Genomic DNA, 24,788 nt, shown 5'->3' with positions numbered 1-24,788 from the left:
CTTCACCGGGAGCAAAGAGCCCTCGGTCCCGGCGCCGCAGCCCGATCCGGATCCGACGCCGACCCGCTCGCCGACGCCGTAGATTCGTCCCCTCAAGGGGCGGCGGCCCGCGACGGCTCCCCTCAAGGGGAGGCCCTTGGCGATGAGAACAAAAAGTGATCAACTGAGTCCCGGCGGCGCTCCCTTCGGCCGCTGATTCTGTGGCGTTCTGCGGCGATGCTGATCGGACTCTGGATCCGCGACGTGGTGCTGATCGAGGCCCTGGACCTGTCCATCGGGCCCGGCCTGACCGTGCTCACCGGCGAGACCGGGGCCGGCAAGTCGATCATCCTCGATGCGCTGGGCCTTGCGGTGGGGGCGCGCGCCGACGCGGGCCTGGTGCGCCGCGGCGCGGCCCAGGCGGCGGCCTCGGCGGTGTTCGCCCCGGCGCCCGACCACCCGGTCTGGGACCTGCTGGAGGACAAGGGCCTCTCCTACGCCCGTGACGAGGACCTGGTCCTGCGCCGCACGCTGTCCGCCGATGGCCGCAGCCGCGCCTTCGTCAACGACCAGGCGACCGGCGTGGGCGTGCTGAAGGAGGTCGGCGAGGCCCTGCTGGAGGTGCATGGCCAGCACGAGACGGTGGGCCTGCTGGATGCGCGCACCCATCGCCCGCTGCTCGACGCCTTCGGCGGCCTGGAGGCCCGGGGCCGCGCCGTGGCCGAGCGCTGGCGCGACTGGCGGCAGGCGCGCGAGGCGGTGGAGGCGCTGCGCGCCGAGGTCGCCCGCGCCGACGCGGAGACCGAGGAGCTGACCCTGCGCCTAGCCGAGCTCGACCGGCTCGATCCGCGCGAGGGCGAGGAGACCGAACTGGCCGAGGAGCGCGCCATCCTGGGCGCCTCGGAAAAGGCCCTGGCCGACATCGGCGCCGCGCGCGAGGTGTTCGAGGGCCTCTCGGCCCGCGTGGCCGGGGCGGTGCGGGCGCTGAGCCGAGCGCATGAACGCGCCCTGCTGGCCGGCGCCGCGGAGACCGGGGCCGCCGTGAAGCGGCTGACTGACGCCTCGGCGGCCCTGGACCGCGTGCTGATCGAGGCCGCCGAGGCCGAGGCGGCCATCGACGCCGCCGCCGAGGCGTTCGACTTCGAACCGGACCGCCTGGAGAAGGCCGAGGAACGGCTGTTCGACCTCAGGGGCTTGGCCCGCAAGCTTCAGGTCAGCGTCGAGGAGCTGCCGTTGTTGCGCGCCCGCTTCGCCGAGCGCCTGCGGGCGGTGGAGACCAGCGGCGATGCGCTGCGGGGCGCCGAGGCCGCGCTGGCCGCCGCCCGCGAGGCCTATCTGGCTGAGGCCGGTAAGCTGACCGCCGCGCGCGCGGCCGCCGGCCAACGCCTGGCGGCGGCGGTCATGGTCGAACTGACGCCGCTCAAGCTCGACAAGGCCCGCTTCCGCGTCGCCGTCGAAGCCTTGCCCGAGGACCGAGCCGGGCCCACGGGCCTAGACCGCATCGCCTTCGAGATCGCCACTAACCCCGGCGCGCCGTTCGGCGACCTGGGGGCCATCGCCTCGGGCGGCGAGCTGGCCCGCTTCGCGCTCGCCCTGAAAGCGGCGCTGGCGGGCCGCTCCGGCGGGCCACAGCCGCTGATGATCTTCGACGAGGTGGATCAGGGCGTCGGCGGCGCGGTGGCCGACGCCGTGGGCCTGCGCCTGAAGCGCCTGGCGGGAGACGCCCAGGTGCTGGTGGTGACCCACTCTCCACAGGTGGCCGCCCGCGGCGACGCCCACTGGCGGATCGCCAAGGCCGGCGAGGGCGAACGCCTGCGCACCACGCTGGAAGACCTCTCCACCGCCGAGCGCGAGGAGGAGATCGCCCGCATGCTGGCCGGCGCCGAGATCACCGACGCCGCGCGGGCGGCGGCGAGGGCGCTGATCGGAGCCTAGTGAGCTTGCGAATATACGGGATTTCCGTATATACAAGAGGATGATCGAGCCTTGGACCTCGATTGGGATCCCGGTAAGGCGGCAGCCAACGAGCGTAAGCACGGGATAAGTTTCGAGGTCGCGGTCGAGGTTTTCGCGGACGAGAACAGGGTCGATTTTGACGTGACCCGTGAGGCCGACGGAGAGGTGAGGCGCAGATCGTGGGCCATCTCGATGATCGCCTTGTAACCCTCGTCTACACGGTGCGGCAGGGTCGGATTCGGCTCATTTCGGCGCGTCCGCCGAATGAGCAGGAGGTGAGGCGCTATGGCTATCGTTACCTATACCCTTGGTCCCAAGAAACTTCGGGGCTTCACCGAGGCTGAGCGCGTTCGTCTCGATGCGATGACGGACGAGGAGATTACGGCTGCGGCGCTGTCCGACCCCGACAACCCCCCGCTCACCGAGGAGGAGTTGCAGCATATAGACGACGTCTGGTTCCTGCGTGATGTGCGTAAGGCAACCGGCCTCAGTCAGGCAAAGTTCGCCGCGGCCTATCGCATCAATCTTGGCCGTCTACGCGATCTGGAACAGGGGCGGACGCGAGTGGATAGCGCCCTTCGCGCTTACTACACCGTCATTGCCCAACGCCCTGATGTGGTGACCGCCTGCTTGGCGTCGTGAAGACGCTCATACCTTCAGAGGATGTCGAAGCCGCCATCCGTTCGCTGGACGAAGCGTTTCGAACCCAACGCCGCCACGACCTGTGGGACGATCAGGGCGTACTCATGTGCTCGCCTGGCAAGGAAGAGCGGCTGCGACGCATCCAGGCGCGAAGTCTCGACGCGCTCAGTTGGGAAGACATCGACTACCTGATGTCCTGCGCCGACCTGACGATCGGCACGGCCGCGACCGTGAAGTTCATGCTGCCGCGCTACCTCGGCGCGGTCCTCACGTTCCCAGCCTTTGGTTGGTACTCGGGCGTCGCCATCCTGCGCGACCGTCTCGATCGCTGTGGCTTCTGTTCCTGGCCGGCCGATCAGCGTCTGGCGGCCGCCGACGCCCTGATCCTGGTGGCCAAGGCCTGGGTCCTGACCGCGACGGAGACCGACGATGTCGGGTCGGAGGATGAGGCGGGACAATTGCTGCTATGGGCGCAGGACTCGAGGATGAGGGTCCTGATTGAATTGAGGCGTGGGTCAGGCCGCAAATCGAAGCCGCGGCGCGGCTAGCAAACGACTTTCGCCTCTGGACGCTTGCACGCTAGACCTTCCGAAATGTCCCTGATCGATCGCCCCGTCACCGACCTCACGCCCGATGAAGCCGCCGCGGAGCTGGCGCGACTGGCGGAGGAGATCGCGGGCCACGACATCCGCTATCACCAGCAGGACGCGCCGACGATCTCGGACGGCGACTACGACGCGCTGAAGCGCCGCAACCTGGAGATCGAGGCGCGGTTCCCGGAGCTGGTGCGCGAGGATTCCCCGTCGCTCCGGGTCGGCGCCGCGCGGGCCGCCCAGTTCTCAGCGGTCATCCATGGCGTGCCGATGCTCAGCCTCGACAACGCCTTCGCCGACGAGGAGGCGATCGAGTTCGACGCCCGCATCCGCCGTTTCCTGCGGCTCGGCCCCGGCGAACTGGTCGCCTATACCGCCGAGCCGAAGATCGACGGCCTGTCCTGCTCGATCCGCTACGAGAAGGGCCAGCTCGTCCAGGCCGCGACCCGCGGCGACGGCCGGGTCGGCGAGGACGTCACCGCCAATGTCCGCACCATCGCCGATGTTCCCAAGGCGCTGGCCGGGTCCGGCTGGCCGGACGAGATCGAGGTCCGCGGCGAGGTCTATCTCAGCCACGAGGCCTTCGCCGCCCTGAACGCCGCCGCCGCCGAGGCCGGCCAGAAGACCTACGCCAATCCGCGCAACGCCGCGGCCGGGTCGCTGCGCCAGATCGACGCCAGGATCACCGCCTCGCGGCCCTTGAGCTTCTTTGCCTACGCCTGGGGGATCCACTCAGCGCCGTTCGCGGCCACCCAGTGGGAGGCGCTGGGCAAGCTGGCCGCCTGGGGCTTTTCGACCACGCCGCAGAGCGAGCGGGTGGAGAACGCCCAAGGCCTGCTGGCCGCCTACCAGCAGATGGAGGCGGTCCGGCCGCACCTCGCCTATGACATCGACGGGGTGGTCTACAAGGTCGACCGCCTGGACTGGCAACAGCGCCTGGGCTTCGTCACCCGCACCCCGCGCTGGGCCATCGCGCGCAAGTTTCCCGCCCAGCGGGCGCGCACCATCCTTGAGGCCATCGACATCCAGGTGGGGCGCACGGGCGCGATCACGCCGGTGGCGCGGCTGCAGCCGGTGACGGTGGGCGGCGTGGTGGTCGAGAACGCCACCCTGCACAACGCCGACGAGATCGCGCGCAAGGACATCCGGGTCGGCGACACGGTGGTCCTGCAACGCGCCGGCGACGTGATTCCGCAGATCGTCGGCGTGGTCCCGGAGGAGCGGCCGCCGGGGGCGGAGCCCTTCGCCTTTCCGACCCACTGCCCGTGCCCGCTGCATACGCCGATCGCCAAGGAAACCACCGCCGCGGGCGCGGAGACCGTGGTGCGCCGCTGCACCGGGGAGTTCGCCTGCCCGTTCCAGAAGCTCGCCCACCTGCGCCACTTCGTGTCGCGCCGCGCCTTCGACATCGAGGGCCTCGGGGAAAAGCAGCTCACCGCCTTCTCCGAACGCGGCTGGATCGCCGAGCCGGCCGACATCTTCCGCCTGGCCCGCGATCCGGAGAAGATCGCCGAGCTGAAGGCGACCGAGGGCTACGGCGAGCTGAGCGTCGCCAACCTGATCGCCGGCATCGACGCCCGGCGCGACATCGCGCTCGACCGGTTCATCTACGGCCTGGGCATCCGCCACGTCGGCGAGACCACCTCGCTGGCCCTGGCTCGGCATTTCGAGACGGTGGAGACCTTCGTGACCACCGCCAAGGCGGCCTCGGAACAGACCGCGGGGCCGATGTTCGCCGAGCTCTCCGATCTGGACGGTCTGGGGCCCACGGCGGTGGAGGCGGTGCTGGCCTTCGCGCGCGCGCGCCAGCCGATGCTGATCCCGCCGGACATCTCGCTCGAAGAGCACCTGCGGCTGGCGATCCCGAAGCTCAATTCCAAGGCCCGGGCGGCGCTGGCCGCCCGCTTCGGCGACTGGGCGAGCTTCGAGGCCGCCGCCGCCGAGGCCGCCGCCGGGACGCCGGGCGAAGCCTTCGTCGAGGTCGCCTCGGTGGATGCGGTCGGCGTGGTCGCCGCGCGAATGATCGCCGAGTTCTTCGGCGAGGATCACAACCGCGCCCTGGTGGACAACCTGCTGGCCGAGTTGCGGGTCATCCCGGCCGAGCGGCCGAAGACCGACACCGCCGTGGCCGGCAAGACCATCGTCTTCACCGGTGCGCTGGAGAAGATGACCCGCGACGAGGCCAAGGCCCAGGCCGAGGCGCTGGGCGCCAAGGTGTCCGGCTCGGTCTCCAAGAAGACCGACCTGGTGGTCGCGGGCCCGGGCGCGGGCTCCAAGCTGGCGGAGGCCACCCGGCTCGGCGTGCAGGTGATCACCGAGGACGACTGGCTGGCCCTGGTGGCGGGCTAGGCTCCGGACTCAATTTTCACCGCTCATCCCGGCGAAGGCCGGGACCCAGATCTGCTAGCTCAGCCGCGGATTGGACGCACTCAGAGCCCATAGAACCCACATCTGAGCCATTCCATCTGGGGCCCGGCCTTTGCCGGGATGAGCGGCATTGAGCACGGACCCCAGCGGCTAGGGCCCTCGACGATTGGCCGTGCCTGCGTCGCTCTGGCGTCCGGAGCAGGACTCGCGCGATGCTCCGACCCGCGCACCGGGAGCAGCAGATGTCGGAACGGAACCCCCTGGGGTGGCGGCGAGCGCTGGGGCCGCTCGGCCCGCGGCCCCGCCTGACCGCGGCGGTGGCGGTGGGCGTTGCGGTGGGCGTCGCCCTGATCTGGCTCGCGCCGGCGATGCAGATCTCGACGCGGCTGATCCTGGCCTGGGATGCGGTCTCCCTGACCTTCCTGGGCGCGATGTTCAGCAGCATGATCCAGCACGATCCGACGGAGATCCGCCAACAGGCCGCGATCGACGACGAGGGCCGAGGCGCCATCCTGGCCCTGGTCCTGCTGGCTTCGGCCGCCAGCGTCTGGGCGGTCGGGGTCGAACTCTCGCTGGCCAAGGACGCCCATGGATTCATGAAGGCCGAGCACATCGTGCTGGCGTTCGGCACCGTGGTGGCGTCCTGGACGATGGTGCAGATGATCTTCGCCCTGCACTACGCCCACGAATACTACGGCGTCGACGAGGACGACGGCGCGCGCGACGCCGAGGGGATCGAGTTTCCGGGCCATGAGGCCCCGGACTATTGGGACTTCCTCTATTTCGCAGTCGTCATCGGCGTGGCGTGCGCCACGGCGGACGCGAACATCACCTCAAAGGGCCTGCGCAGGATCAGCACGGTCCACTGCCTGGTGGCCTTCGCCTTCAACACGATCATCGTGGCCCTCACCATCAACCTGACGGCGGGCTTGTTCTAGCCACCCCTTGCGAAGCGGGGAGGGGAACCGCTCGCCCTTTGGAGGCAGCGAGCGCGTGGGGTTCGGGGCAGGCCCCAAGCCCGGAGTTCGAGGCCTTGCGGCCCCCTCCGTCACCTACGGTGGCGCCTCCCCCGAAGTCCGCGCTTCAGGGGAGGAGCACCGTGGTCTTAGTCGTTGACCCGCAGGTTGGTCGCCGAGGTCTTGCCGCTGCGGCGGTCGGCCTCGAGGTCGTAGGCGACCTGCTGGCCTTCGTTCAGGCCGCGCAGACCGGCCTGTTCGACCGCCGAGATGTGCACGAACACGTCCTGGCCGCCGTCGTCGGGCTGGATGAAGCCGAAGCCCTTGGTCGGGTTGAACCACTTCACCGTGCCCGCGCCGGCCCCGGCCGGATCGCCGGCCGGACGTCCGCCGCCGCCACCGCCGCCGAAGCCGCCGCCGCGCGGCCGGTCAAAACCGCCGCCGCCGCCGCCACGCGGGCGATCGAAGCCGCCGCCGCCGCCGCCGCTGCGCGGAGGCGCCGCGCCCTGGCCGGTGACGACCAGTTGGCCCGCCGAAAGCTTGCCGGACCGACGGTCCTGCTCGAGTTCGAAATTGACCAGATCGCCTTCGTTCAGGCCGCGAAGGCCTGCCTGCTCGACCGCTGAAATGTGGACGAAGACGTCGCTTCCGCCGTCGTCCGGTTGGATGAAACCAAAGCCTTTAGCGGTATTGAACCACTTGACCGTGCCGCTCGCCATTCGCCTGACCTAACCGAGATAGAGTGTCTTATCCGCCCCCAAATCGAGGACGCCCGGCCCCCCAGTTTGGCGGTCCGTAAAATGCTATGTAGCGGGCGAAATGCCGGTAGGCCAGCCGCCCCGTGACATAAGCGCGCAATCGGCCTATTGGAGCGCCCCTCCAATTCTTCTCCGAAACGGCGGGGGCGAGGCTTCTTGAACAGCATCTGCGTCTATTGCGGCTCCGCCTCCGGCTTCGATCCCGCCTTCCACGCAGAGGCCGTCACGGCCGGGACGCTGATCGCCAAGGCGGGGCTTACGCTGGTCTATGGCGGCGGCAAAGTCGGGCTGATGGGCGCGGTCGCCGACGCGGCGCTCGCGGCCGGCGGCAAGGTGATCGGCGTGATGCCCGCCGATCTCGTCAACCAGGAGATCGGCCACCCGGGCCTGACCGAACTGCGCGTCGTCAACTCCATGCACGAGCGCAAATGGGCCATGGCCGAGCTGGCCGACGGCTTCCTCTGCCTGCCGGGCGGTCCGGGGACGTTCGAGGAGATCTTCGAGCAGTGGACCTGGGCCTTGCTTGGCTTCCACGCCAAGCCGTGCGGCTTCGTCAACGTCAGCGGCTACTACGATCCGCTGCGCGTCGCGGTGCAGCAGATGGCCGACAAGGGCTTCCTCGCCCAGCAATACGTCGACATGCTCATCTACGCCGAGACCACGGCCCAGGCCGTGGAGGCCTTCCGCGCCTATGTCCCGCCGCCGCCCAAATGGGGCGTGGCCCCGGTGGAGCAGCGCTACTAGCCGGCCCTGCCGCGAATTGCGGCGTCGGCGCGGCGCGCACGAACATTTGCTCCGCTGCGGCGGAATGTCTCTAGGCGCCGCTCAAGCTTAGGGCTCTATTAACCTTTATGGACCCGAACTTCGTCGTCTTGCTGATCCTGGCGGCCATGACCGCCGTCGTGGGCGCCGTCGTGGCGGTCTGCCTCAGCGAGCGGGTGCGCGAGCTGGGCCTGTTCCGCGCCTTCGGCCGGGCGCTCGCCGGCGACACCCAGCGCCACCGCTACGGCGGCCTGATCCGCTGACCTGAACAGCAGGAGGCCCCCGGCTTGCGCCGAGGGCCCGGCCTTGTTCCCAGCGAGCGTGTTTATTGGTTGTCGACGCGCACCTGCCGCGACAGGCGGTCGAGCCGCGCCTGCAGCATGGAGTTGTCGCGGTCGCTCAGGCGGCCGTCCCCGCGCAGGTCGGTTTCCTGACGGCGGATGTCGCTGAGGGTCCGCTCGGCGTCGTTGGCGTCGCGGCGCGACAGGCTGCCGTCGGCGCGCCCGCGGTCGATGCGCTCCTGGATGCGGTCGATCCGGCGATCGACGTCCATGGAATTGGCCCGGCTGGTGTAGGCGGCGTCGGCCGCGTAGCCGGAAACGGGCGGCGCGCCGTCGATCCATTCGCCTTCACGGTCGTAGTAGCCGTAGGCCACCGACCGGTCGACGTGGTTGTCGTGCCAGCGGCCTTCATTGTCGTAGTAGCCGTAGGCGTGGACGCAGTCGTGCGGGCCCTTGGCCAGGTTGCTGCCGATGGCCGCGCCGGCCACGCCGCCGATGATCGTCCCGCCGGTCTTGCCGCCGTGGCTGGCCACGGCGTTGCCCAAGAGGGCGCCGCCGATCGCGCCGAGAACCGTGCCCGTCGTACGGTTGGCGCTGCGCTGCTCGCAGGTTTCCTGCGCCATCGCCAGCGACGGGATAAGGACCGCGGCGGTGATGCCGGCGGCCAACAGATGCTTACGCATGAAACACTCCTTCAGTGAGAGACCGTGTCCCTCGCGTTCGGTTGAAAACGCGGCCCTAGGGCGAAGGTTCCGAAACCAGGCGGACCCGGGTAGGCTTGGGCTTCTTCATCAGGGAGCGGCGAATGCGTGGATTTGCGGGTCTGGTCTTGGGTCTTTGCGCGGGGCTCTTCGCCGCCGGCGCCGCGGTGGCTGCGCCGCCCGCGCTCGAGCCGCACGACTATGCGATCAAGGATTTCCGGTTCCGCTCGGGCGAGACCCTGCCGGAACTGAAGCTGCACTACTACACGCTTGGCCAGCCGAGGAAGGACGCCGCGGGCCGGATCGTCAACGCGGTGCTGATCCTGCACGGGACCGGCGGCTCGGGCCGCCAGTTCGCCGCCCCGCAGTTCGCCGACGTGCTGTTCGCCCCGGGCGGCCTGCTGGATCCGGCCAAGTACTTCCTGATCATGCCCGACGACATCGGGCACGGGGCGTCGTCGAAGCCCTCCGACGGGCTCCACATGCGGTTCCCGCACTACGACTACGCCGACATGGTCGAGGCCGAGCACGCCATCGTCACCCAGGCCCTGGGCGTCGCGCAACTGCGCCTGGTGATGGGCACGTCCATGGGCTGCATGCACTCGTTCCTGTACGCCGAGATGTATCCGGACGGCGCGCGCGCGGCGATGCCGCTGGCCTGCCAGGCCGTGGCCCTGGGCGGCCGCAACCGCCTGTGGCGCGAGATGGCGATCACCTCGATCAAGGCCGACCCGGCCTGGCAGGGCGGCGACTACAAGGCCGAGCCCCAGCTCGGCCTGCGCGGGGCAGAGAACCTGCTGATCCTGGCCGGCCAGTCGGCCTGGCCCATGCAGATCGCCATGCCTACGGGCGAGCAGGTGGACGCCTGGTACGCGCAGCAACTGCCGCAGCGCCTGAAGGACGCCGAGGCCAACGACCTGATCTATCAGCTCGAGGCGTCGCGCACCTACGATCCCGCCAAGGACCTGGAGAAGATCAAGGCCCCGCTCACCTGGGTGAATTCCTGCGACGACTTCATCAACCCGCCGGAGCTCGGCCTCGCCCAGACCGAGATCAAGCGCGTCAGGGGCGGCCGGTTCGTGCTGATCCCGTGCCGCCCCGACACCCACGGCCACGGCACCCATACCTGGGCGGTGTTCTGGCGGAACGACCTGGCGGACCTTCTGAAGCGCTCCGGCGGCTGAAGCCGCTTAGGGCCTGAGGGCGGCCCGGAGTCTCCGGGCCGCCCCTGGCTCGCGCCTCTTAGTATCTGATCTTCACGGTCATGCCGTAGAACCGCGGCTGGCCGGGGTAGTAGTAGTAGTTGTTCATCCCGGGGTTCAGGGCCGGCGGGGTGGAGAAGGTCTGCAGCACCCCGTTGAACGCCGTCTGCTTGTAGAACTGGCCGAACAGGTTGGTGCCCCAGATGCTGAATTCCAGCCGCTTGTCGTGGGTCGCGACCCCGATGGAGCCGTTCACCAGGGTGTAGCCCTGCTGCATCTTGGCCGGATCCTCGTCGGAGCCGACCTGGTAGCTGGAGGTGTACTTGGCGTCGACGGTGGCGAAGCCGTCCCAGCCGTCGATCACCGGGTGGGTGTAGCTGCCGCCCAGGGTGGCGGACCACAGCGGGGCGTAGGAGAGCCGGCTGCCCGGCAGCAGGAAGAGGCCGCTTCCGGGCGCCTGGAGGACGGCCCGGTTGGCGGCGCTGTTGGGATAGGTGGTCTCCGCATAGGTGACGCCCCCGTTCACCGTCAGCCCGGTCGTGACCGCGTAGATGCCTTCGAGCTCGACGCCGGCGGTCTGGGCCTCGGGGATGGTGAACTCCACGAACTGGGTGCCGGTGAAGGCGTTCAGTTGGTGGTCGCGGTAGGCCTGGTAGAAGACGGCCGCGTTCAGCGACAGCCGCCGGTCCAGCCACTGGGTCTTGGCGCCCAGCTCATAGGCGTTGACGTTCTCCGACGGGAACGAGGTGTCGGTGGCCGGCGCCAGCGAGGTGTTGGGCGCGCCGCCCGGTCCGAAGGGCTTGGTGACCTCCGCCAGGTTGAAGCCGCCCACCAGGTTGCCCCGCGAATAGGAGCCATAGATCATCGCCTCGTCGCTGAACTTGTACTGCAGCTTGGCGGTGCCGGTGAGCGCGCCCTCGTCGAGGGACTGGTGGTTCGTGAAGTTCTTGAAGGCCGGGTTCACCAGGCAGGCGGTGCCGAAGATCGCCTTGGAGAAATTGCCGTAGGCCGACAACGGGATCGGCGTCGCGCTGCCGGTGGCCGCCTGCAGGGCAAGCGCGCAGAGGTTCGCGGTGTCGTTGTTGGTCGAGAACGAGTCCAGGGACTTGTGCTCCCAGGTGTAGCGCAGGCCTCCGATCAGGGAGAGCTTGTCGGTGAGCTTGAATTCCTCCTGGGTGTAGATCGCCTCGGAATGCTCGGTCTGGTGATAGGTGTCCATCGTCCCTTCGCCGGCCGGATAGCCGTTCGCCGGCAGGGCGCCGCCGCTCAGGACATTCAGGTAGGGGCCGAGCGCGGCGCCGTTGAGGATCGAATACCCGGTGTCCAGGCGCTCGTGGGAATAGAAGAAGCCCACCTGCCAGTTCAGCCTTGGCGTCGATCCGCGGTACTGCAGCTCCTCGGAAAACTGCCGGAAGTGCGTGAAGTTGGTGGAGGGGTCGCTGAAGTCGATGGGGGCGAGCGTCCCGTCGGTGTCGCCGCCGGTGTTCTCCTTTGAATCGCGGTAGGCGGTGATCGACGTCAGGGTGGCGTTGCCCAGCCACGGCGTCTTCCAGTGCGCCTCGGCCGAGATCCCCTGGTCGGTGATGTTGTCGACGCTCGAGCTGTTCAGGTAGGCGGTGTTGTTCCGCGGGCTGACCGGGTTGGGCACCGTGCCGGGGAACACCTGGTTCTGGATCGCCGCCGGCGAGCCGTTCTGATAGTCCAGCGCGACGCAGCAATGGTCGCGCCGGCGGCTGTAGTCGGCGATGAAATTGACGTCCAGGTCGTCCGTGAAGTTGACCAGCAACTGGTCGCGGGTGGTGAAGACGTGCTCGTCGTTCTGGTTGGGGATGTGGGTCGTGGGCGCCTGCACGACGGGCACGTAGCCGTCGCGCTCGCGGTCGGCGACATAGAGCCGGATCGCCACCTTGTCGGCGATCAGCGGGCCGGTCACCGAGAACGAACCGCCATAGCCGTTGTAGTTCTGCACCGTCGCCTCGGCCTGGGCGCCGAACGTGAAGGACGGCCGCTTGGTGGTGATCTGGATCACGCCGGCGATGGTGTTCTTGCCGAACAGGGTGCCTTGCGGACCCTTCAGGATCTCGATGTCGTTGAGCTCGCCCAGGTCGTTGAACGAGACGCCGTTCCGCGGCCGGTAGACGCCGTCGATGTAGAGGCCCACGGCGTCCTCGAGGCCCGGGTTGTCGGCCACGTTGCCGACGCCGCGGATGCGGGCGATGGTCGTCCCCTCGCTGGCGTTGGTGGTCGAGGTCAGGCCGGGCGTCAGGGTGACCAGGTCGGCGACGGTGTTGACGTTGTTCGCCGCAAGCTTGGCGCCGCTCAGCACGGTGACCACGACGGGGACGTCCTGCAGGCGCTGCTCGCGCTTCTGGGCGGTGACCACCAGCTCGGCCACCTCGCCGCCGGCCGCCGCGGCGGTCGCGGTCCCGGGCGATCCCTGGCCGGGCGACTGGGCCTGCGCCCAGGCCGAACCGGCCGCGCAGATCATGGCCAGCGCCGACGCGCAGCCGAAAACACTCTTGGAACGAAGCATCGGAAACCTGTCTCCTTATGTCCGCGGGCTGCTCTGTCGGCAGCGTGCGGGAACGACAGGCGGTCGGGCCGGGGGCGCCCCTTCTTCGATTGAGAAGGGTTGAGCCGGCCCCCGCCAGAGCCCCCCTTCCAATGCCGCAATGTGGCGCGGATCGGGCAGGTTCGCGTCGCCGATGAAATCTGACAATGTTCGGTAAAGCCGTGCGGCAGAGGCGCCACAGGGGTGGCCTCTCCGTGGCTTTTTTCCCGCTGCCCTAGCGGGAAAAAATGTCAGCGTACGTAGCTTGCGCCGTTGATGTCGAGCACCGCGCCGGTCATGGACGGAGGCGCTTCCAGGGCGAGGTAGGCCACCGCATTGGCCACTTCCTCGGGGTCGGCGACCTTGCCCAGCGGGATGTCGGCGAGGAGCTTGTCGCCGCCGCGGCTCGACAGATAGTCCTCGGCCATGCCGGTCATGGTGAAGCCGGGGCAGACCGCGAACGCCAGCACGCCGTCGCCGGCGAACCCGCGGGCGATCGACTTGTTCATGGCCACCATCCCGGCCTTGGAGGCTGCGTAGTGCCAGTGGGCCGGCGAATCGCCCCGATAGGCCGCGCGGCTCGCCACATTGACGATCCGACCGCCGCTGGCGCGTTCGCGCCAGTGCAGGATGGCGCGCCGGCAGAGGTCGGCGGAGGCCTGCAGGTTGATCTGCAGGGTGCGGTCCCAGCTCGCCTGCCATTCGTCCGCCGCGGCGTCGACCGCCACCGGCTCGAACACCCCGGCGTTGTTGATCAGCACGTCGATCCGGCCGTCCAGCCGGGCCAGGGCCGCGTCCCACAGGCCGTCCGCCGCCCCGGGGCGGGCGAGGTCCGCGCCGACCACGCCGGCTGCGTCTGCGCGGCCGTGGCCCACAAAGCGCACGCCGCGGGCGTTCAGGACCTCGGCGATCGCCGCGCCGATGCCGCGGGTGGATCCGGTGACGAGGATGTGGGGCTGTTCGCTCATGCCGCTCTGACGTCCTTACTGATCGTGCTTGCTGATCGGCTGGCCTGATCCAGGTCAACCGCGAGACGCTCTAGCCGCCGGCCGCCGCCTCGCCCAGCCCAAATGGCGCCTGTCGATTCAGCGGCCGCGCGGGCGTGGCGGGCGGGCCGATGCGATGGAGTGGCCTCCGCGCCCGCCTCGGTGCATGATCGGGTGTCGGCGCCTGGCCGGCGAGGCTGTTGTCCGGGATCGGGCGTCTGGGGGAAGTTGTGCAGATACTGGCCCTTGCTTTGGCCGCCGTGGTCGGCGGAACCCATCCGGCGGCCGGCGCGGCCGGGGGCGCGGCCCCTGCGGCCCAGGCGACCTGGACCGAGGATCAGGGCGCCGAGGCGGCGGGGTCCAACCCCGGCACCCGCTTCAAATGCCAGGAGGGCGGCGACCTGGTCGCCCACTTCGACACCCACGGTCCGCGGCTGATCGCCGTGGTCGACGCCGGCGACGGGCCGCACGCCCTGCCGATTCGGCCCTGGGACGGCGGGCCCGTGCGCCTGACCTGGAGCGACGGGACGCGCACGCTCACCTGGAGCCCCGGCGTCCAGATCATGTGGATGGACGGGGACGGCGCGCACCGCATGTGCGGCCGCGAGGGCCACCACCACTAGGCAGGCCGCAGCCCAGCGCGCGCCGGGTCACATTGACCGCTTCGCCGCCGCCGGTAGAACAGCCGCCGGACACTTCGGTCCCAAGGGCGTTTCCGCGATGGGTTTCAGGTCTGGACTCACCCTGGCGGCGGCGCTGATGCTGGGCGGCCCGCCCGCCCATGCTGCTGCGGCGGTCGACCCGGCGGCCGCGCAGGTCCAGGGCTTCTACGCCGACCTGACTGCGGCGCTGCACGCGGGCGGCCTGACCGCGGCCAGGCTGAAACCCGCGGTCGAACGGACCTTCAACCTCTCGGTAATGGCGCAACTGGCCGTCGGGCCCGCCTGGACGGAGATGACCGCCGCCGACCGCGCCGCCGTCGTCGCCGCCCTCTCGCGCTACACCGTCGCGCGCTACGTGAAGGATCTGAGCTCCGCGGCGAACGTGACCTTCGTCGTCGACCCGGCCGTCCAGGTCCGCGGCGCCGACCGGCTGGTGAAGTCCGAGGTGCGCGCCCCCGGCGAGACCCCGACGAAGCTCTATTACCGGCTGCGGGAATATTCCGGCGCCTGGCAGGCCGTCGATGTGTTCGAGAACGGCGTCAGCGAGATCGCCACCCAGCGGGCGGATTTCACCGGCGTCCTGGCCAAGGGCGGGGCCGGCGCCCTGGTCAAGAAGCTGGACGAGGCGACCGCGCGCCTAAAGTAGCCGTCCGACCGGCTTCCACGCGAGCAGGGCCGGCTGGAACACCAGCGTCGTGACGATGGTCCAGCCGAGGGCGACCGTCAGGACCAGCCCCAGGCTGGCGGTCCCCGGGTGGGACGACAGGACCAGGGCGCCGAACGCCGCGCCGGTGGTCAGGGCGCTGTAGAGGATCGCGCGCGCCAGGTTGGCCCGCAGAGGCGCCGGCGCCCCGCTGCGCCAGGCCGAAACCAGGTAGACGTTGAACGACACCCCGATGCCCAGCACCAGCGGCAGGGCGATGATGTTCTCCAGGTTGATGGCCTGCCTCAGCGCCGCGGTGGTCGCCAGGGTCAGGAGCAGGGTCAGCACGACGGGGGCCAGCGTCAGGGCCACGCCGACCGCCGAGCGCATGGCGGCGAACAGCAGGATCGCGATGGCCAGGACCGAAAGGCCCGCCGCCTGCAGGAAGGCGGTCAGCACCGTTGCGCCCACATCGCGCACGATCACGGGGACGCCGCTGACGTCGGCGGCCAGCCCGCGCACCGCCGCGACGAACCTCTGGATCGCCGCGGCGCGGGTGGGATCGCCGCTCGGCCAGACCTCGATGCGCGCCACGCCGGACGGAGCGACCCACTGCTGCTTCAGGGCCGGGGGCAGGGTGTCGAGCGTGACCGGCTGGGCGGCCAGCGCCATGCGGATCTCGTCCAGCGCCTCGGGCAGGTCGCGCAGGACGGCGGCCTGCGCCCGGGCGCGGCCGGCGGCGGGCGCGCGGGCGAGGCTCTCGAGGACGGCGGCGGCCTGGCGCGCCGACTTGGCGGGCCCGCCGGGCTGTCCGGGCGCGGCGGCGACCTCGCGCAGCCGCGCCGCCAGGGCGTCGAGGCTGGCCACGATGGCGGCGTCGTCCGGCGGGGCGGCGACCTCGAACGGCGACAGGGTCGAGTCCAGCAGCAGCGCCGCGTCGCCGATCGCCGCCAGCTTCGGCGCCTGGTCCGCAGGCACGAGGTTGCGCAGGGTGTAGGCGTGGGCCACCTGCGGCAGGCGGGCGAGCCGGTCGGCGAGCTGGGTCGCCGAGCGGAGGTCCGGCCGCTGGATGTCGAGGGTGTTGGGCGTCGTCTCCGGCCGCCCGGCGAGGTCGTGATAGGTGGCGACCGACTGCGTCGCGGGGTTGCGGAGCGAGAGCGGGTCGAAGTCGAACCGGAGCAGGCCCAGGGTCGCCGCGCCGGCCAGGGCCGCCGCGCCCATCGCCGCCAGCGTCAGGGCTGAGGGCGGCCGGCCGACCGCCGCCGTCCGCGGCGGGGGCGGCCGTGCGCCCAGGAGGCCGATCAGGGCGGGCAAAAGGGTCAGGGTCAGCAGGAAGCTGACGATCATGCCCAGGCCCGCGATGCCGCCGAGCTCCGAGACGCCCTTGTAGGCGGTGGGCAGGAAGGAGAGGAAGCCGATGGCCGCCGCCGCTGCGGCCAGGGCGATGCTGCGCCCGATGGACTGGCCCGACTGGACCAGCGCCGCGGCGACGCTCGGCGCATCCTGCGACACGACCCGATAGCGCATGGCGAACTGCACGGCGAAATCGACTCCCAGCCCGACGAACAGCGGCAGGAAGGCCACCGAGATCACGTTGAAGGCGCCGTAGATCGCCAGGCCGAGCGCGCTGGTCATCCCGAGGCCCACCAACACGGTGGCCGCGATCGCCGAGATCATCCGCCAGGACCGGGTGGCGAGCATCAGCACCGCGGCGACGCCCGCCAGGCTCAGGGCGGCGATCGGGCCGATGGCTTCGCCCAAGGTAGCGAGCTCGTCGTCGGCCATCGGGACGCTGCCGGTGAGGCGCACGGTGACCCCGGAGGCGGGGTTAAGGCCAAGGTCCTTGGCGGTCCTGCGGATCGCCGCCTCCGCGCGCTCGCCGGGCGCGACCTTCGAATAGTCCACCACGGGGGTCAGCCGCACGATGCGCCGCAGGTCGCCGCGGTCGGCCGCGCCGCCGCTCAACAGGGCCTGCCAGGAGAAGGCCACCGGCTTGCCTCGCGCGGCCGAATCGAGGGCGGCGGTGATCCTGGCCAGCGGCGGACCCAGCAGCGTGAGCCGCTGCGGGTCCTGCTCGGCGCCGGTCAGCGCGGCGCGCAGGCCGTCCGCCAGCCCGCGCAGGCTGGGGTCGGCCGCCACCGGGCCCAGCAGGGGCTGGGCCGCGATCAGGGCCTGGGTCTGGGCCTTCACCTCCGGCAGGCCGAGGAACAGCAGCCCCTCGCGATCCAGGAAGGCGTCCGTCGGGTCGACCTGGCTGAACAGGTCGGTGCGGGCCTGCAGCGCCGTGGTGAGGGCCGTAGCCGCGCGGTGGGCGCGCTCGGGGGTCTGGCCGTCGATGACGACCACGATGTCGTCGCCCATCTGCGGGAAGGCCTGTTCGATGGCCATGGTCGTGCGGCGCCACGGCACGCTCTTGTCGATCAGGCCGTTGAGGTCCGTGCGGATCGAGAGGTTCGCCGCCAGATAGGCGAGGCTGGCCACGAAGGCCGCCAGCGCCGCCAGCGCGACCAGCCGCGGCCGGCCCGCGCCCAGCCCCACCAGGCGGGCGACCAGCTTGGCGACGAAGCCGGATTGCGCGGCCAGCTCGGCAGGGGAGGTCATCCGCACGGTCTAGGGCTCCGGCGGCGAGTCGGGCGTCGGCGTCGGCGCCTCGGGGACCGGCGGCGCGGGCGCGGTCTCCGGCGGAATGTCGGGGAGGGCGTCCAGCGGGACCTCGCCCCCGTTGAGCCGCGCGGCGGTCTGCTGGAGGTGGGCCGAGCGGGCGGTGGCGTAGGGATCGATGGCGCTGGCCTCGAGGCTCTTGATGTCCGCGTCGGCCTCCACCCGGGCGTCCAGCGCGCCGAGCACGGCCTGCCCGATCCCCACCTGCTGGGCGTTCACCCCGCCCAGGTGCGCCACCGGGTCGATATAGAAGTCGGCCGCGCCGCCCAGCAGCTCCCGCACCGTGGTGGGGCCGATCGCGGGCAGGAACAGGTAGGGCCCGACCGGGACGCCGGCGCGCCCCAGCGTGTCGCCGAAGCTGTTGTCGTGGTGCGGCAGGCCGGCGGGGGTCGCGACGTCGAAGACGCCCAGAACGCCCACCGTCGTATTGCCCACGAACCGCGCCGCGGTCTGCGCCGCCTGCCGCAGGCGAAGCTGCAGCAGGTCGTTGGCCAGCACGATCGGCTCGTCGAGGTTGCCGAGGACATTGTGCACGCCCCGGCGGACGGGCCGCGGCAGCAGCCGGCGATAGGTCATGGCCACCGGGCGCAGCAGGACGCGGTCCAGGACGCCGTTGAAGGCGAAGAGCCCGCGGTTCACCCGTTCGAAGGGATCGCCGTTCGACGTCGTGGCCAGCGGCCCCGCCGCCGGCGGCTGGGCCTGGGCCAGGACCGGCGACGCCGCCCCCACCGCCAGCGCCGCCATCGCCGCGACCGCGCCGCCCCGGGCGCGCCGCCAGGGTCCCGCTACGCGCATGCGACGCCGCCCCCGGCCGATCCGCTGAAGGCCGAAATCACGCGCGGCCTTGCCGGGCACAGTTCATGCGAGCGGGTCCATCCGGTGCAGGGTAATCGGGGCCTCGGTGAGAGGACGCCCCTGGACGACGAGCGCCTCAGGTGGGGCGTCCTGGGAGCCGTAGCTTAGGTTTCGGCTCGCGCCAAACGGGACATTCGCCAACGCCCAGGGGCAGACCCGCAGACATAGCCCTTGCTCCCCGCCGCCAAGGCGCCGAACTAGCGCCTGAACCTGTAGCGTCGAAGGCAAATCCCATGGCTTTCTGGATAGCGAGCGGAGCCGGCGTGGCGATCGCCTATCTCCTCGGTTCGACGCCGACGGGCTATCTGGCGGGGAAGCTGCTCAAAGGCATCGACATCCGGGAACACGGCTCCAGATCCACCGGCGCGACGAACGTGCTGCGGACCCTGGGGAAATGGCCCGCCTTGGTGGTGATCCTGGTCGATGTGCTGAAAGGCGTGGCGGCGATCCTGTTCGCCCGCTGGCTTTATCCTTGGCTCTCGACATGGCTGTCCGTCACGCCGCCGACGGCGCTAGATCTGCAGGCCTGGGCGCCCTGGACCGTGTGCCTGGCCGGACTCGCCGCGTTGTTGGGGCACAGCCGTTCGATCTGGCTGAATTTCACGGGCGGCAAATCCGCTGCGACGGGGCTGGGCGTGTTGCTGGCGTTGTCCTGGCCGGTTGGCCTGGGCGCGGCGACGGCTTTTGGCGTCGGGCTGGCCGTTTTTCGGATCGTCTCCCTGAGTTCGATGCTGGCGGCCTTGGCCGCGATCGCGCTGATCTGCGGCTTGCCGCAACCGCTGCCCTATCGGCTGCTGGTCATCGCCGGCGGCGCCTACGTGATCGTGCGCCATCGCGCCAATATTCAGCGCCTGCTGGCCGGGACAGAGCCCCGCCTGGGGCGGACCTGACAGACGACGCGGCGGGCCCCGCCAATCCGCTCGTCCCCGCGCAGGCGGAGATCCAGGCTACCCCTCCAGCGTCCCGATCATCGCCACCCGCGCCGCATGCCGGCCGCCCTCGAACCGGGCGGTCAGGAACGCATCCACGATGTCGAGCGCCAGCCCTTCGCCCACCACGCGCACACCCATCGAAAGCATGTTGGCGTCGTTGTGCCGGCGGATCATGCGGGCTGAGAATGTGTCGGCGCAGACGCCGCAGCGGATGCCCTTGACCTTGTTCGCCGCCATCATGATGCCCTGGCCGGTTCCGCACAGGATGACGCCGAACCGGCAGTCACCGGAGGCGACGAGCCGCCCCGCCGCTTCGCCTTGCCTGGGATAGTCCGTGCTCTCCCGCGTCGTCGGCCCGATGTCGACCGCCACCCAGCCCTGCGCCGCGATATGAGCGGCAATGGCCTGCCGGAGCTGAAGGCCGTGGTGGTCGCTCGAGAGGACGATGCGGTTGTTGGCGGTCATGGAGACGTCGTCCCGTTTCCCAAGGCGATCTGGCGGCTTGAGCGTGACAATATCTCCGCCGTCCCACTCGTGTCAGGTCGATCATGTCTGAATTCAAGCTACGCTTGGCGCTCAATCACATGGCAGAGCGCGTGACGGTCGGCATCTTCGATCAGCTCGCGGCCATCTAACGCGCGAAATTGTGCGGGATCAGGCACCGCCTATGTCCGCGCTTGTGGCCCCGCTGTGGTGCGCGGCTGGTTGCGATCGATCCTTCGCTATACCCCGGCGCGACGTCAAAAAGAACATCTTGCGAACATGGAACAAAGCCGGTACGCATGAGTCCCACGGCGGTCGTGGCCCGAGGGCGGGTCGATTGGCCGATCCTGTTGGCGGAATCGTAGGATAAGGGGCTTGGGAAAAATGACTCAGCCGGTGGCGTTGAAACTCGTGGCACGTGAAGACGGTGACAAGCAGCGCGCTCTGGAAGCGGCGCTGAGCCAGATCGACCGGGCCTTCGGCAAGGGCTCGGTGATGAAGCTGGGCGACAAGGGCAAGATCGTGGAGATCGAGTCGGTGTCGACCGGCTCGCTCGGCCTCGACATGGCGCTGGGCATCGGCGGCCTGCCCAAGGGGCGGATCGTGGAGATCTACGGGCCGGAAAGCTCCGGCAAGACGACGCTGGCCCTGCATGTGGTGGCCGAGGTCCAGAAGGCCGGCGGCACCGCGGCCTTCGTCGACGCCGAACATGCGCTCGACCCGTCCTACGCCCACAAGCTGGGCGTCGACCTGGACGAGCTGCTGGTCTCCCAGCCGGACACCGGCGAGCAGGCGCTGGAGATCACCGACACCCTGGTGCGCTCGGGCGCGGTGGACATCATCGTCATCGACTCGGTGGCCGCGCTCACCCCGCGGGCGGAAATCGAAGGCGAGATGGGCGACAGCCTGCCGGGCCTTCAGGCCCGATTGATGAGTCAGGCGCTGCGCAAGCTCACCGCCTCCATTTCCAAGACCCACACCCTGGTGATCTTCATCAACCAGATCCGCATGAAGATCGGGGTGATGTACGGCTCGCCGGAGACCACCACCGGCGGCAATGCGCTGAAGTTCTACGCCTCGGTGCGCCTGGACATCCGCCGCACTGGGTCGGTGAAGCGGGCCGACGAGATCATCGGCAACAACGTCCGCGTGAAGGTGGTCAAGAACAAGGTCGCCCCGCCGTTCCGCGAGGTCGAGTTCGACATCATGTACGGCGAGGGGATCTCCAAGCTGGGCGAGATCATCGACCTGGGCGTCAAGGCCGGCGTGATCGAGAAGTCCGGCTCCTGGTTCTCCTACGCGAGCCAGCGCATCGGCCAGGGCCGCGACAATGTCCGCGAGTTCCTGAAGGCCAACCCCGACGTGGCCAACGACATCGAAAAGGCGGTCCGCGGCGCCAAGGCGGTCATCGAGGAGGAACTCCTCGTCGGCGGCCCCGAGCCGGAAGACGAATAGGCGGCCTGGAGGGTTTCCCTGCCGCGCGCCGCCTTCGCGACGGGCCTTCCCGCCAACCGGCCCGTGGCGCACCCCGCGCCGGCGCGCGGCATCGGAAGCGAGGACGTCCGGGTTCGCCCGGGCGTCCTTTTCCGTTTGCGGCGCCCTTTTCCTTGTTCGAGGCGGGCCAAGTTTCGTAAACGGTCAGCCGGTTCCCATCTGGGGTGGGCGCGCCCGAAGCCGGGCGGCCGTCCGCCGAAATCGAACGAGAGTTGCGACAGCCCAATGCCGAGCGTGAACGAGATCCGCAGTCACTTCCTGGACTACTTCCAGCGGAAGGACCACGCCGTGATCGCCTCGGCTCCCCTGGTGCCGCAGAACGACCCGACCCTGCTGTTCGTCAACGCCGGCATGGTGCCGTTCAAGAACTATTTCACCGGCGCCGAGACCGCGCCCTGGCCGCGCGCGGCGTCGTCGCAGAAGTCGGTCCGCGCCGGCGGCAAGCACAACGACCTGGACAACGTCGGCTACACCGCGCGCCACCACACCTTCTTCGAGATGCTCGGCAATTTCTCATTCGGCGACTACTTCAAGGCCGGCGCCATCGAATACGCCTGGGAGCTGCTCACCAAGGAGTTCGAGCTGCCGGTCGAGAAGCTGCTCGTCACCGTCTACGCCGAGGACGACGAGGCCCACAGCCTCTGGAAGAAGATCGCCGGCCTGCCGGACGGCAAGATCATCCGCATCGCCACGGCCGACAACTTCTGGTCGATGGGCGACACCGGCCCCTGCGGTCCCTGTTCGGAGATCTTCTACGACCACGGCGCCCACATCCCCGGCGGCCCGCCCGGCAGCCCGGACGAGGACGGCGACCGGTTCGTGGAGATCTGGAACCTGGTCTTCATGCAGTACGAGCAACTCGCGGGCGGCGATCGCACCAACCTGCCCAAGCCCTCCATCGACACCGGCATGGGCCTGGAGCGGATCGCCGCGGTCCTGCAAGGGGTGCACGACAACTACGACATCGACCTGTTCCGCAGCCTCATCGCCGCCAGCCGCGACCTGGTCGGCGGCGAGGGCGGCGCCACGAACGGCCCCTCGCACCGGGTGATCGCCGACCACCTGCGCTCGTCCAGCTTCCTGATTGCCGACGGGGTGACGCCGTCCAACGAGGGCCGCGGCTACGTTCTGCGCCGGATCATGCGGCGCGCCATGCGCCACGCCCACCTGCTGGGCGCGGCCGAGCCGCTGATGCACCGCCTGGCGCCGACCCTGGTGGCCCAGATGGGCGAGGCTTTCCCGGAGCTGAAGCGCGCCGAGCCCGCGATCGTCGACACCCTCCGCCAGGAGGAGGAGCGCTTCCGCCGCACGCTCGGGCGCGGCATGAGCCTGCTGGACGAGGCGACGGCCGGGCTCGGCGCCGGCGACGTGCTGTCCGGCGACACCGCCTTCAGGCTCTATGACACCTATGGCTTCCCCCTCGACCTGACCCAGGACGCGGTGCGGGCCAAGGGCCTGACGGTCGACCTCGACGGCTTCGACGCGGCGATGGCGCGCCAGCGCGAGCAGGCCCGCGAGGCCTGGACGGGCTCCGGCCAGGTGGCCGCGGCGGGCGAGTGGTTCGCGATCCGCGACCGGCTGGGGCCGACCGAGTTCGTGGGCTACGAGGCGATCGAGGTCACCGGCGAGCTGCTGGCCCTGGTCGAGGACGGCCGCGAGATCGACGGGGCCGTGGCCGGCGCCCGCGTCCAGGCGGTGTTCGACCGCACGCCCTTCTATGCCGAGAGCGGCGGCCAGGCGGGCGACCAGGGCGAGGTGGAATGGGCCATGGCCGACGGAACGAAGGGCCGCGCCCGCGTCACCGACGTCCAGAAGCAGGCCGGCGACCTGTTCGTGCACGACCTGGAGATCGCCGAGGGCGCGCTGGCGCCCGGCGCGCAGGTGCGCCTGGCGGTCGACCCCGAGCGGCGCGCCCAGACGCGGGCCAACCACTCCGCCACCCACCTGCTGCACGCGGCCCTGCGCAATGTGCTGGGTCCGCACGTGACCCAGAAGGGCCAGATGGTCGACGGCGAGCGCATCCGCTTCGACTTCAGCCACGGCGCACCGGTGACCCCGGAGGAGATCGACCGCATCGAGGCCGAGGTGAACGCGGTGGTGCGCCAGAACCTGCCGGCCGAGACCCAACTGATGGCGCCCAAGGAGGCCATGGCCGCCGGCGCCATGGCCCTGTTCGGCGAGAAGTACGGCGAGACCGTGCGCGTGCTGACGCTCGGGGAGTCGCTGGACGGGCAGGGGGCCTATTCGGTCGAGCTCTGCGGCGGCACCCACGTGGCGCGCACCGGCGACATCGCCCTGTTCAAGGTGGTCCAAGAGCAGGGCGTGGCGGCGGGCGTGCGCCGGATCGAGGCGCTCACCGGCGAACTGGCGCGCCGCTGGCTGCTGGACCAAGCGGCGGTGGCCAAGGGCCTCGCCGACCAGTTCAAGGTCCCGGTCTCGGAGGTTCCGGTCCGGGTGGCGACCCTCGAGGCCCAGCGCCGCCAACTGGAGAAGGAGCTCGGCGACGCCAAGCGCCAGCTCGCCATGGGCGCAGGCTCGGGCGGCGGCGCGGCGGCCGGGCCCGAGGACGTCGCCGGCGTCAAGGTGCTGGCGCGGGTGATGGACGGCGTCGGCGGCAAGGACCTGCGGCCCATCGCCGAGGAATTCAAGAAGCAGCTCCCCGACGGGGTGATCGTCCTCGTGGGCACGGCCGACGGCAAGGCCGCGGTCACCGTGGCGGTGACCGGCTCTGCCCAGGCCGCCAACAACGCCGTGGAGATCGCCAGGTCGGCGGTGCAGGCCCTGGGCGGTCAGGGCGCCGGTGGCCGTCCCGACTTCGCCCAGGGCGGCGCCCCCGACGGCGCCAGGGCCGCCGAAGGCCTGGCGGCCGCCAAGGCCGCGATCAGCGCCTAATCAAGCGACGGTGGCGTAGACGCAGAGCTTGTTGCCCGCGCCGTCGCGGACATAGGCGCCGTAGAAGCCCGTCGTCGCTTCCGGCGGGCGAAAGCCCGGCGCGCCCTCGTCGGTCCCGCCATAGGCCAGGGCCGCGGCGTGGGCCGCCTTCACCTGGTCGGGCGTGTCGGTCTTGAAGCCGGTCATGGCCCCGTTGCCGCCGCGCGCCGCCTGGCCGTCGAAGGGTTTGCACAGGCCGACGCCCGGCGCGTCGCCCTTGCCGTAGAACGCCCAGCCGCCGTCGAGCGGCCCGCGCTCATAGCCGATCGCCCCCAGCACGGCGTCGTAGAACGCCACCGCCCGGGCCTCGTCGTTGTAGCCGATGGTGATGTAGCCGATGGTCATGGTGCGTCCCTCTCGATCCGCCGCGACGATACCGCAGCCGTGGAACGA

General features: G+C 70.3%; 22 protein-coding genes and 1 pseudogene. 14 read left to right on the top strand and 9 right to left on the bottom strand.

Going from position 1 to position 24,788, the window contains the following annotated elements:
• Positions 1-216 precede the first annotated feature (216 nt).
• From recN to VNW53_RS14635, 6 genes are all read left to right on the top strand, one after another.
• Positions 217-1,914, top strand: a complete 1,698-nt coding sequence (recN, locus tag VNW53_RS14655; protein ID WP_325556464.1) for a DNA repair protein RecN — start codon at positions 217-219, stop codon at positions 1,912-1,914.
• Between the two features lie 51 nt (positions 1,915-1,965).
• Entirely contained in the window at positions 1,966-2,142 is a 177-nt protein-coding gene (locus tag VNW53_RS19905; RefSeq protein ID WP_414693284.1) for a BrnT family toxin, read from the top strand.
• 78 nt (positions 2,143-2,220) lie between these two features.
• Positions 2,221-2,577 (top strand): XRE family transcriptional regulator, encoded by a 357-nt coding sequence (locus VNW53_RS14650; protein WP_325556463.1) that lies wholly within the window; start codon positions 2,221-2,223, stop codon positions 2,575-2,577.
• Positions 2,574-3,125 (top strand): hypothetical protein, encoded by a 552-nt coding sequence (locus VNW53_RS14645; protein ID WP_325556461.1) that lies wholly within the window; start codon positions 2,574-2,576, stop codon positions 3,123-3,125. The genes VNW53_RS14650 and VNW53_RS14645 overlap by 4 nt, the downstream gene beginning before the upstream one ends.
• Before the next feature lie 45 nt (positions 3,126-3,170).
• Positions 3,171-5,519 (top strand): NAD-dependent DNA ligase LigA, encoded by a 2,349-nt coding sequence (gene ligA, locus VNW53_RS14640; protein WP_325556459.1) that lies wholly within the window; start codon positions 3,171-3,173, stop codon positions 5,517-5,519.
• Between the two features lie 260 nt (positions 5,520-5,779).
• The gene (locus tag VNW53_RS14635) at positions 5,780-6,475 is read left to right on the top strand and encodes a DUF1345 domain-containing protein (protein WP_325556458.1); all 696 of its coding nucleotides are present in this window, start codon (positions 5,780-5,782) and stop codon (positions 6,473-6,475) included.
• 167 nt (positions 6,476-6,642) lie between these two features.
• On the opposite strand, the gene VNW53_RS14630 is transcribed toward VNW53_RS14635, so the two are convergent.
• Both VNW53_RS14630 and VNW53_RS14625 read right to left on the bottom strand, forming a co-directional pair.
• Positions 6,643-6,840, bottom strand: coding sequence for a cold-shock protein (locus VNW53_RS14630; RefSeq protein ID WP_299538599.1), 198 nt, complete (start codon positions 6,838-6,840; stop codon positions 6,643-6,645).
• Positions 6,841-7,014: 174 nt separating this feature from the next.
• Positions 7,015-7,212, bottom strand: a pseudogene (locus VNW53_RS14625) (cold-shock protein); the annotation flags it as partial.
• A gap of 195 nt (positions 7,213-7,407) precedes the next feature.
• Between VNW53_RS14625 and VNW53_RS14620 the strand changes: the two are divergent.
• Positions 7,408-7,995 (top strand): TIGR00730 family Rossman fold protein, encoded by a 588-nt coding sequence (locus VNW53_RS14620; protein ID WP_325556457.1) that lies wholly within the window; start codon positions 7,408-7,410, stop codon positions 7,993-7,995.
• Between the two features lie 107 nt (positions 7,996-8,102).
• On the top strand, positions 8,103-8,276 hold the full coding sequence (locus VNW53_RS14615) for a hypothetical protein (RefSeq protein WP_325556456.1): 174 nt from the start codon (positions 8,103-8,105) through the stop codon (positions 8,274-8,276).
• 62 nt (positions 8,277-8,338) lie between these two features.
• Here the strand turns inward: VNW53_RS14615 and VNW53_RS14610 are convergent, their stop codons facing one another.
• Positions 8,339-8,977, bottom strand: coding sequence for a glycine zipper 2TM domain-containing protein (locus tag VNW53_RS14610; RefSeq protein ID WP_325556455.1), 639 nt, complete (start codon positions 8,975-8,977; stop codon positions 8,339-8,341).
• Positions 8,978-9,099: 122 nt separating this feature from the next.
• Here VNW53_RS14610 and VNW53_RS14605 point away from each other — a divergent pair, with 122 nt between their 5' ends.
• Positions 9,100-10,179 (top strand): alpha/beta fold hydrolase, encoded by a 1,080-nt coding sequence (locus VNW53_RS14605; RefSeq protein WP_325556453.1) that lies wholly within the window; start codon positions 9,100-9,102, stop codon positions 10,177-10,179.
• A gap of 58 nt (positions 10,180-10,237) precedes the next feature.
• On the opposite strand, the gene VNW53_RS14600 is transcribed toward VNW53_RS14605, so the two are convergent.
• Both VNW53_RS14600 and VNW53_RS14595 read right to left on the bottom strand, forming a co-directional pair.
• On the bottom strand, positions 10,238-12,730 hold the full coding sequence (locus tag VNW53_RS14600) for a TonB-dependent receptor (protein WP_325556452.1): 2,493 nt from the start codon (positions 12,728-12,730) through the stop codon (positions 10,238-10,240).
• 269 nt (positions 12,731-12,999) lie between these two features.
• Positions 13,000-13,716 (bottom strand): SDR family oxidoreductase, encoded by a 717-nt coding sequence (locus VNW53_RS14595; RefSeq protein ID WP_325556449.1) that lies wholly within the window; start codon positions 13,714-13,716, stop codon positions 13,000-13,002.
• Positions 13,717-13,964: 248 nt separating this feature from the next.
• Here VNW53_RS14595 and VNW53_RS14590 point away from each other — a divergent pair, with 248 nt between their 5' ends.
• Together VNW53_RS14590 and VNW53_RS14585 are read left to right on the top strand one after the other, a co-directional pair.
• A complete protein-coding gene (locus VNW53_RS14590) occupies positions 13,965-14,357 on the top strand; it encodes a hypothetical protein (protein ID WP_325556448.1) in 393 nt (130 codons plus the stop codon).
• A gap of 97 nt (positions 14,358-14,454) precedes the next feature.
• A complete protein-coding gene (locus VNW53_RS14585; protein ID WP_325556447.1) occupies positions 14,455-15,042 on the top strand; it encodes an MlaC/ttg2D family ABC transporter substrate-binding protein in 588 nt (195 codons plus the stop codon).
• On the opposite strand, the gene VNW53_RS14580 is transcribed toward VNW53_RS14585, so the two are convergent.
• Together VNW53_RS14580 and VNW53_RS14575 are read right to left on the bottom strand one after the other, a co-directional pair.
• Positions 15,034-17,640: an MMPL family transporter gene (locus tag VNW53_RS14580; RefSeq protein WP_325556445.1), complete on the bottom strand. Its 2,607-nt coding sequence runs from the start codon at positions 17,638-17,640 to the stop codon at positions 15,034-15,036. The two genes, VNW53_RS14585 and VNW53_RS14580, sit on opposite strands and share 9 nt — an antisense overlap.
• 9 nt (positions 17,641-17,649) lie before the next feature.
• Complete coding sequence (locus VNW53_RS14575) at positions 17,650-18,495, bottom strand: VacJ family lipoprotein (protein WP_325556443.1); 846 nt, start codon at positions 18,493-18,495, stop codon at positions 17,650-17,652.
• A 323-nt stretch (positions 18,496-18,818) separates the two neighbouring features.
• Between VNW53_RS14575 and plsY the strand changes: the two genes are divergently transcribed.
• Entirely contained in the window at positions 18,819-19,445 is a 627-nt protein-coding gene (plsY, locus tag VNW53_RS14570) for a glycerol-3-phosphate 1-O-acyltransferase PlsY (protein ID WP_325556442.1), read from the top strand.
• Positions 19,446-19,502: 57 nt separating this feature from the next.
• Here the strand turns inward: plsY and rpiB are convergent, their stop codons facing one another.
• Positions 19,503-19,952 carry a ribose 5-phosphate isomerase B gene (gene rpiB, locus VNW53_RS14565; protein WP_325556440.1) on the bottom strand — a complete coding sequence of 150 codons (450 nt, stop codon included), beginning with the start codon at positions 19,950-19,952 and terminating at the stop codon, positions 19,503-19,505.
• 402 nt (positions 19,953-20,354) lie between these two features.
• On the opposite strand from rpiB, the gene recA reads away from it, so the two are divergent.
• Both recA and alaS read left to right on the top strand, forming a co-directional pair.
• A complete protein-coding gene (recA, locus tag VNW53_RS14560) occupies positions 20,355-21,425 on the top strand; it encodes a recombinase RecA (RefSeq protein WP_325556481.1) in 1,071 nt (356 codons plus the stop codon).
• A 264-nt stretch (positions 21,426-21,689) separates the two neighbouring features.
• Positions 21,690-24,356 (top strand): alanine--tRNA ligase, encoded by a 2,667-nt coding sequence (gene alaS / locus VNW53_RS14555; RefSeq protein WP_325556438.1) that lies wholly within the window; start codon positions 21,690-21,692, stop codon positions 24,354-24,356.
• Here alaS and VNW53_RS14550 read toward each other — a convergent pair whose 3' ends face one another.
• The gene (locus tag VNW53_RS14550; RefSeq protein ID WP_325556437.1) at positions 24,357-24,740 is read right to left on the bottom strand and encodes a VOC family protein; all 384 of its coding nucleotides are present in this window, start codon (positions 24,738-24,740) and stop codon (positions 24,357-24,359) included.
• Positions 24,741-24,788 lie beyond the last annotated feature (48 nt).

The sequence above is a fragment of the Phenylobacterium sp. genome (assembly GCF_035569475.1).
Classification (GTDB): domain Bacteria; phylum Pseudomonadota; class Alphaproteobacteria; order Caulobacterales; family Caulobacteraceae; genus Phenylobacterium.
Note: the sequence above shows the minus strand (reverse complement) of the source record. Positions and strands in the feature narration are given on the sequence as shown.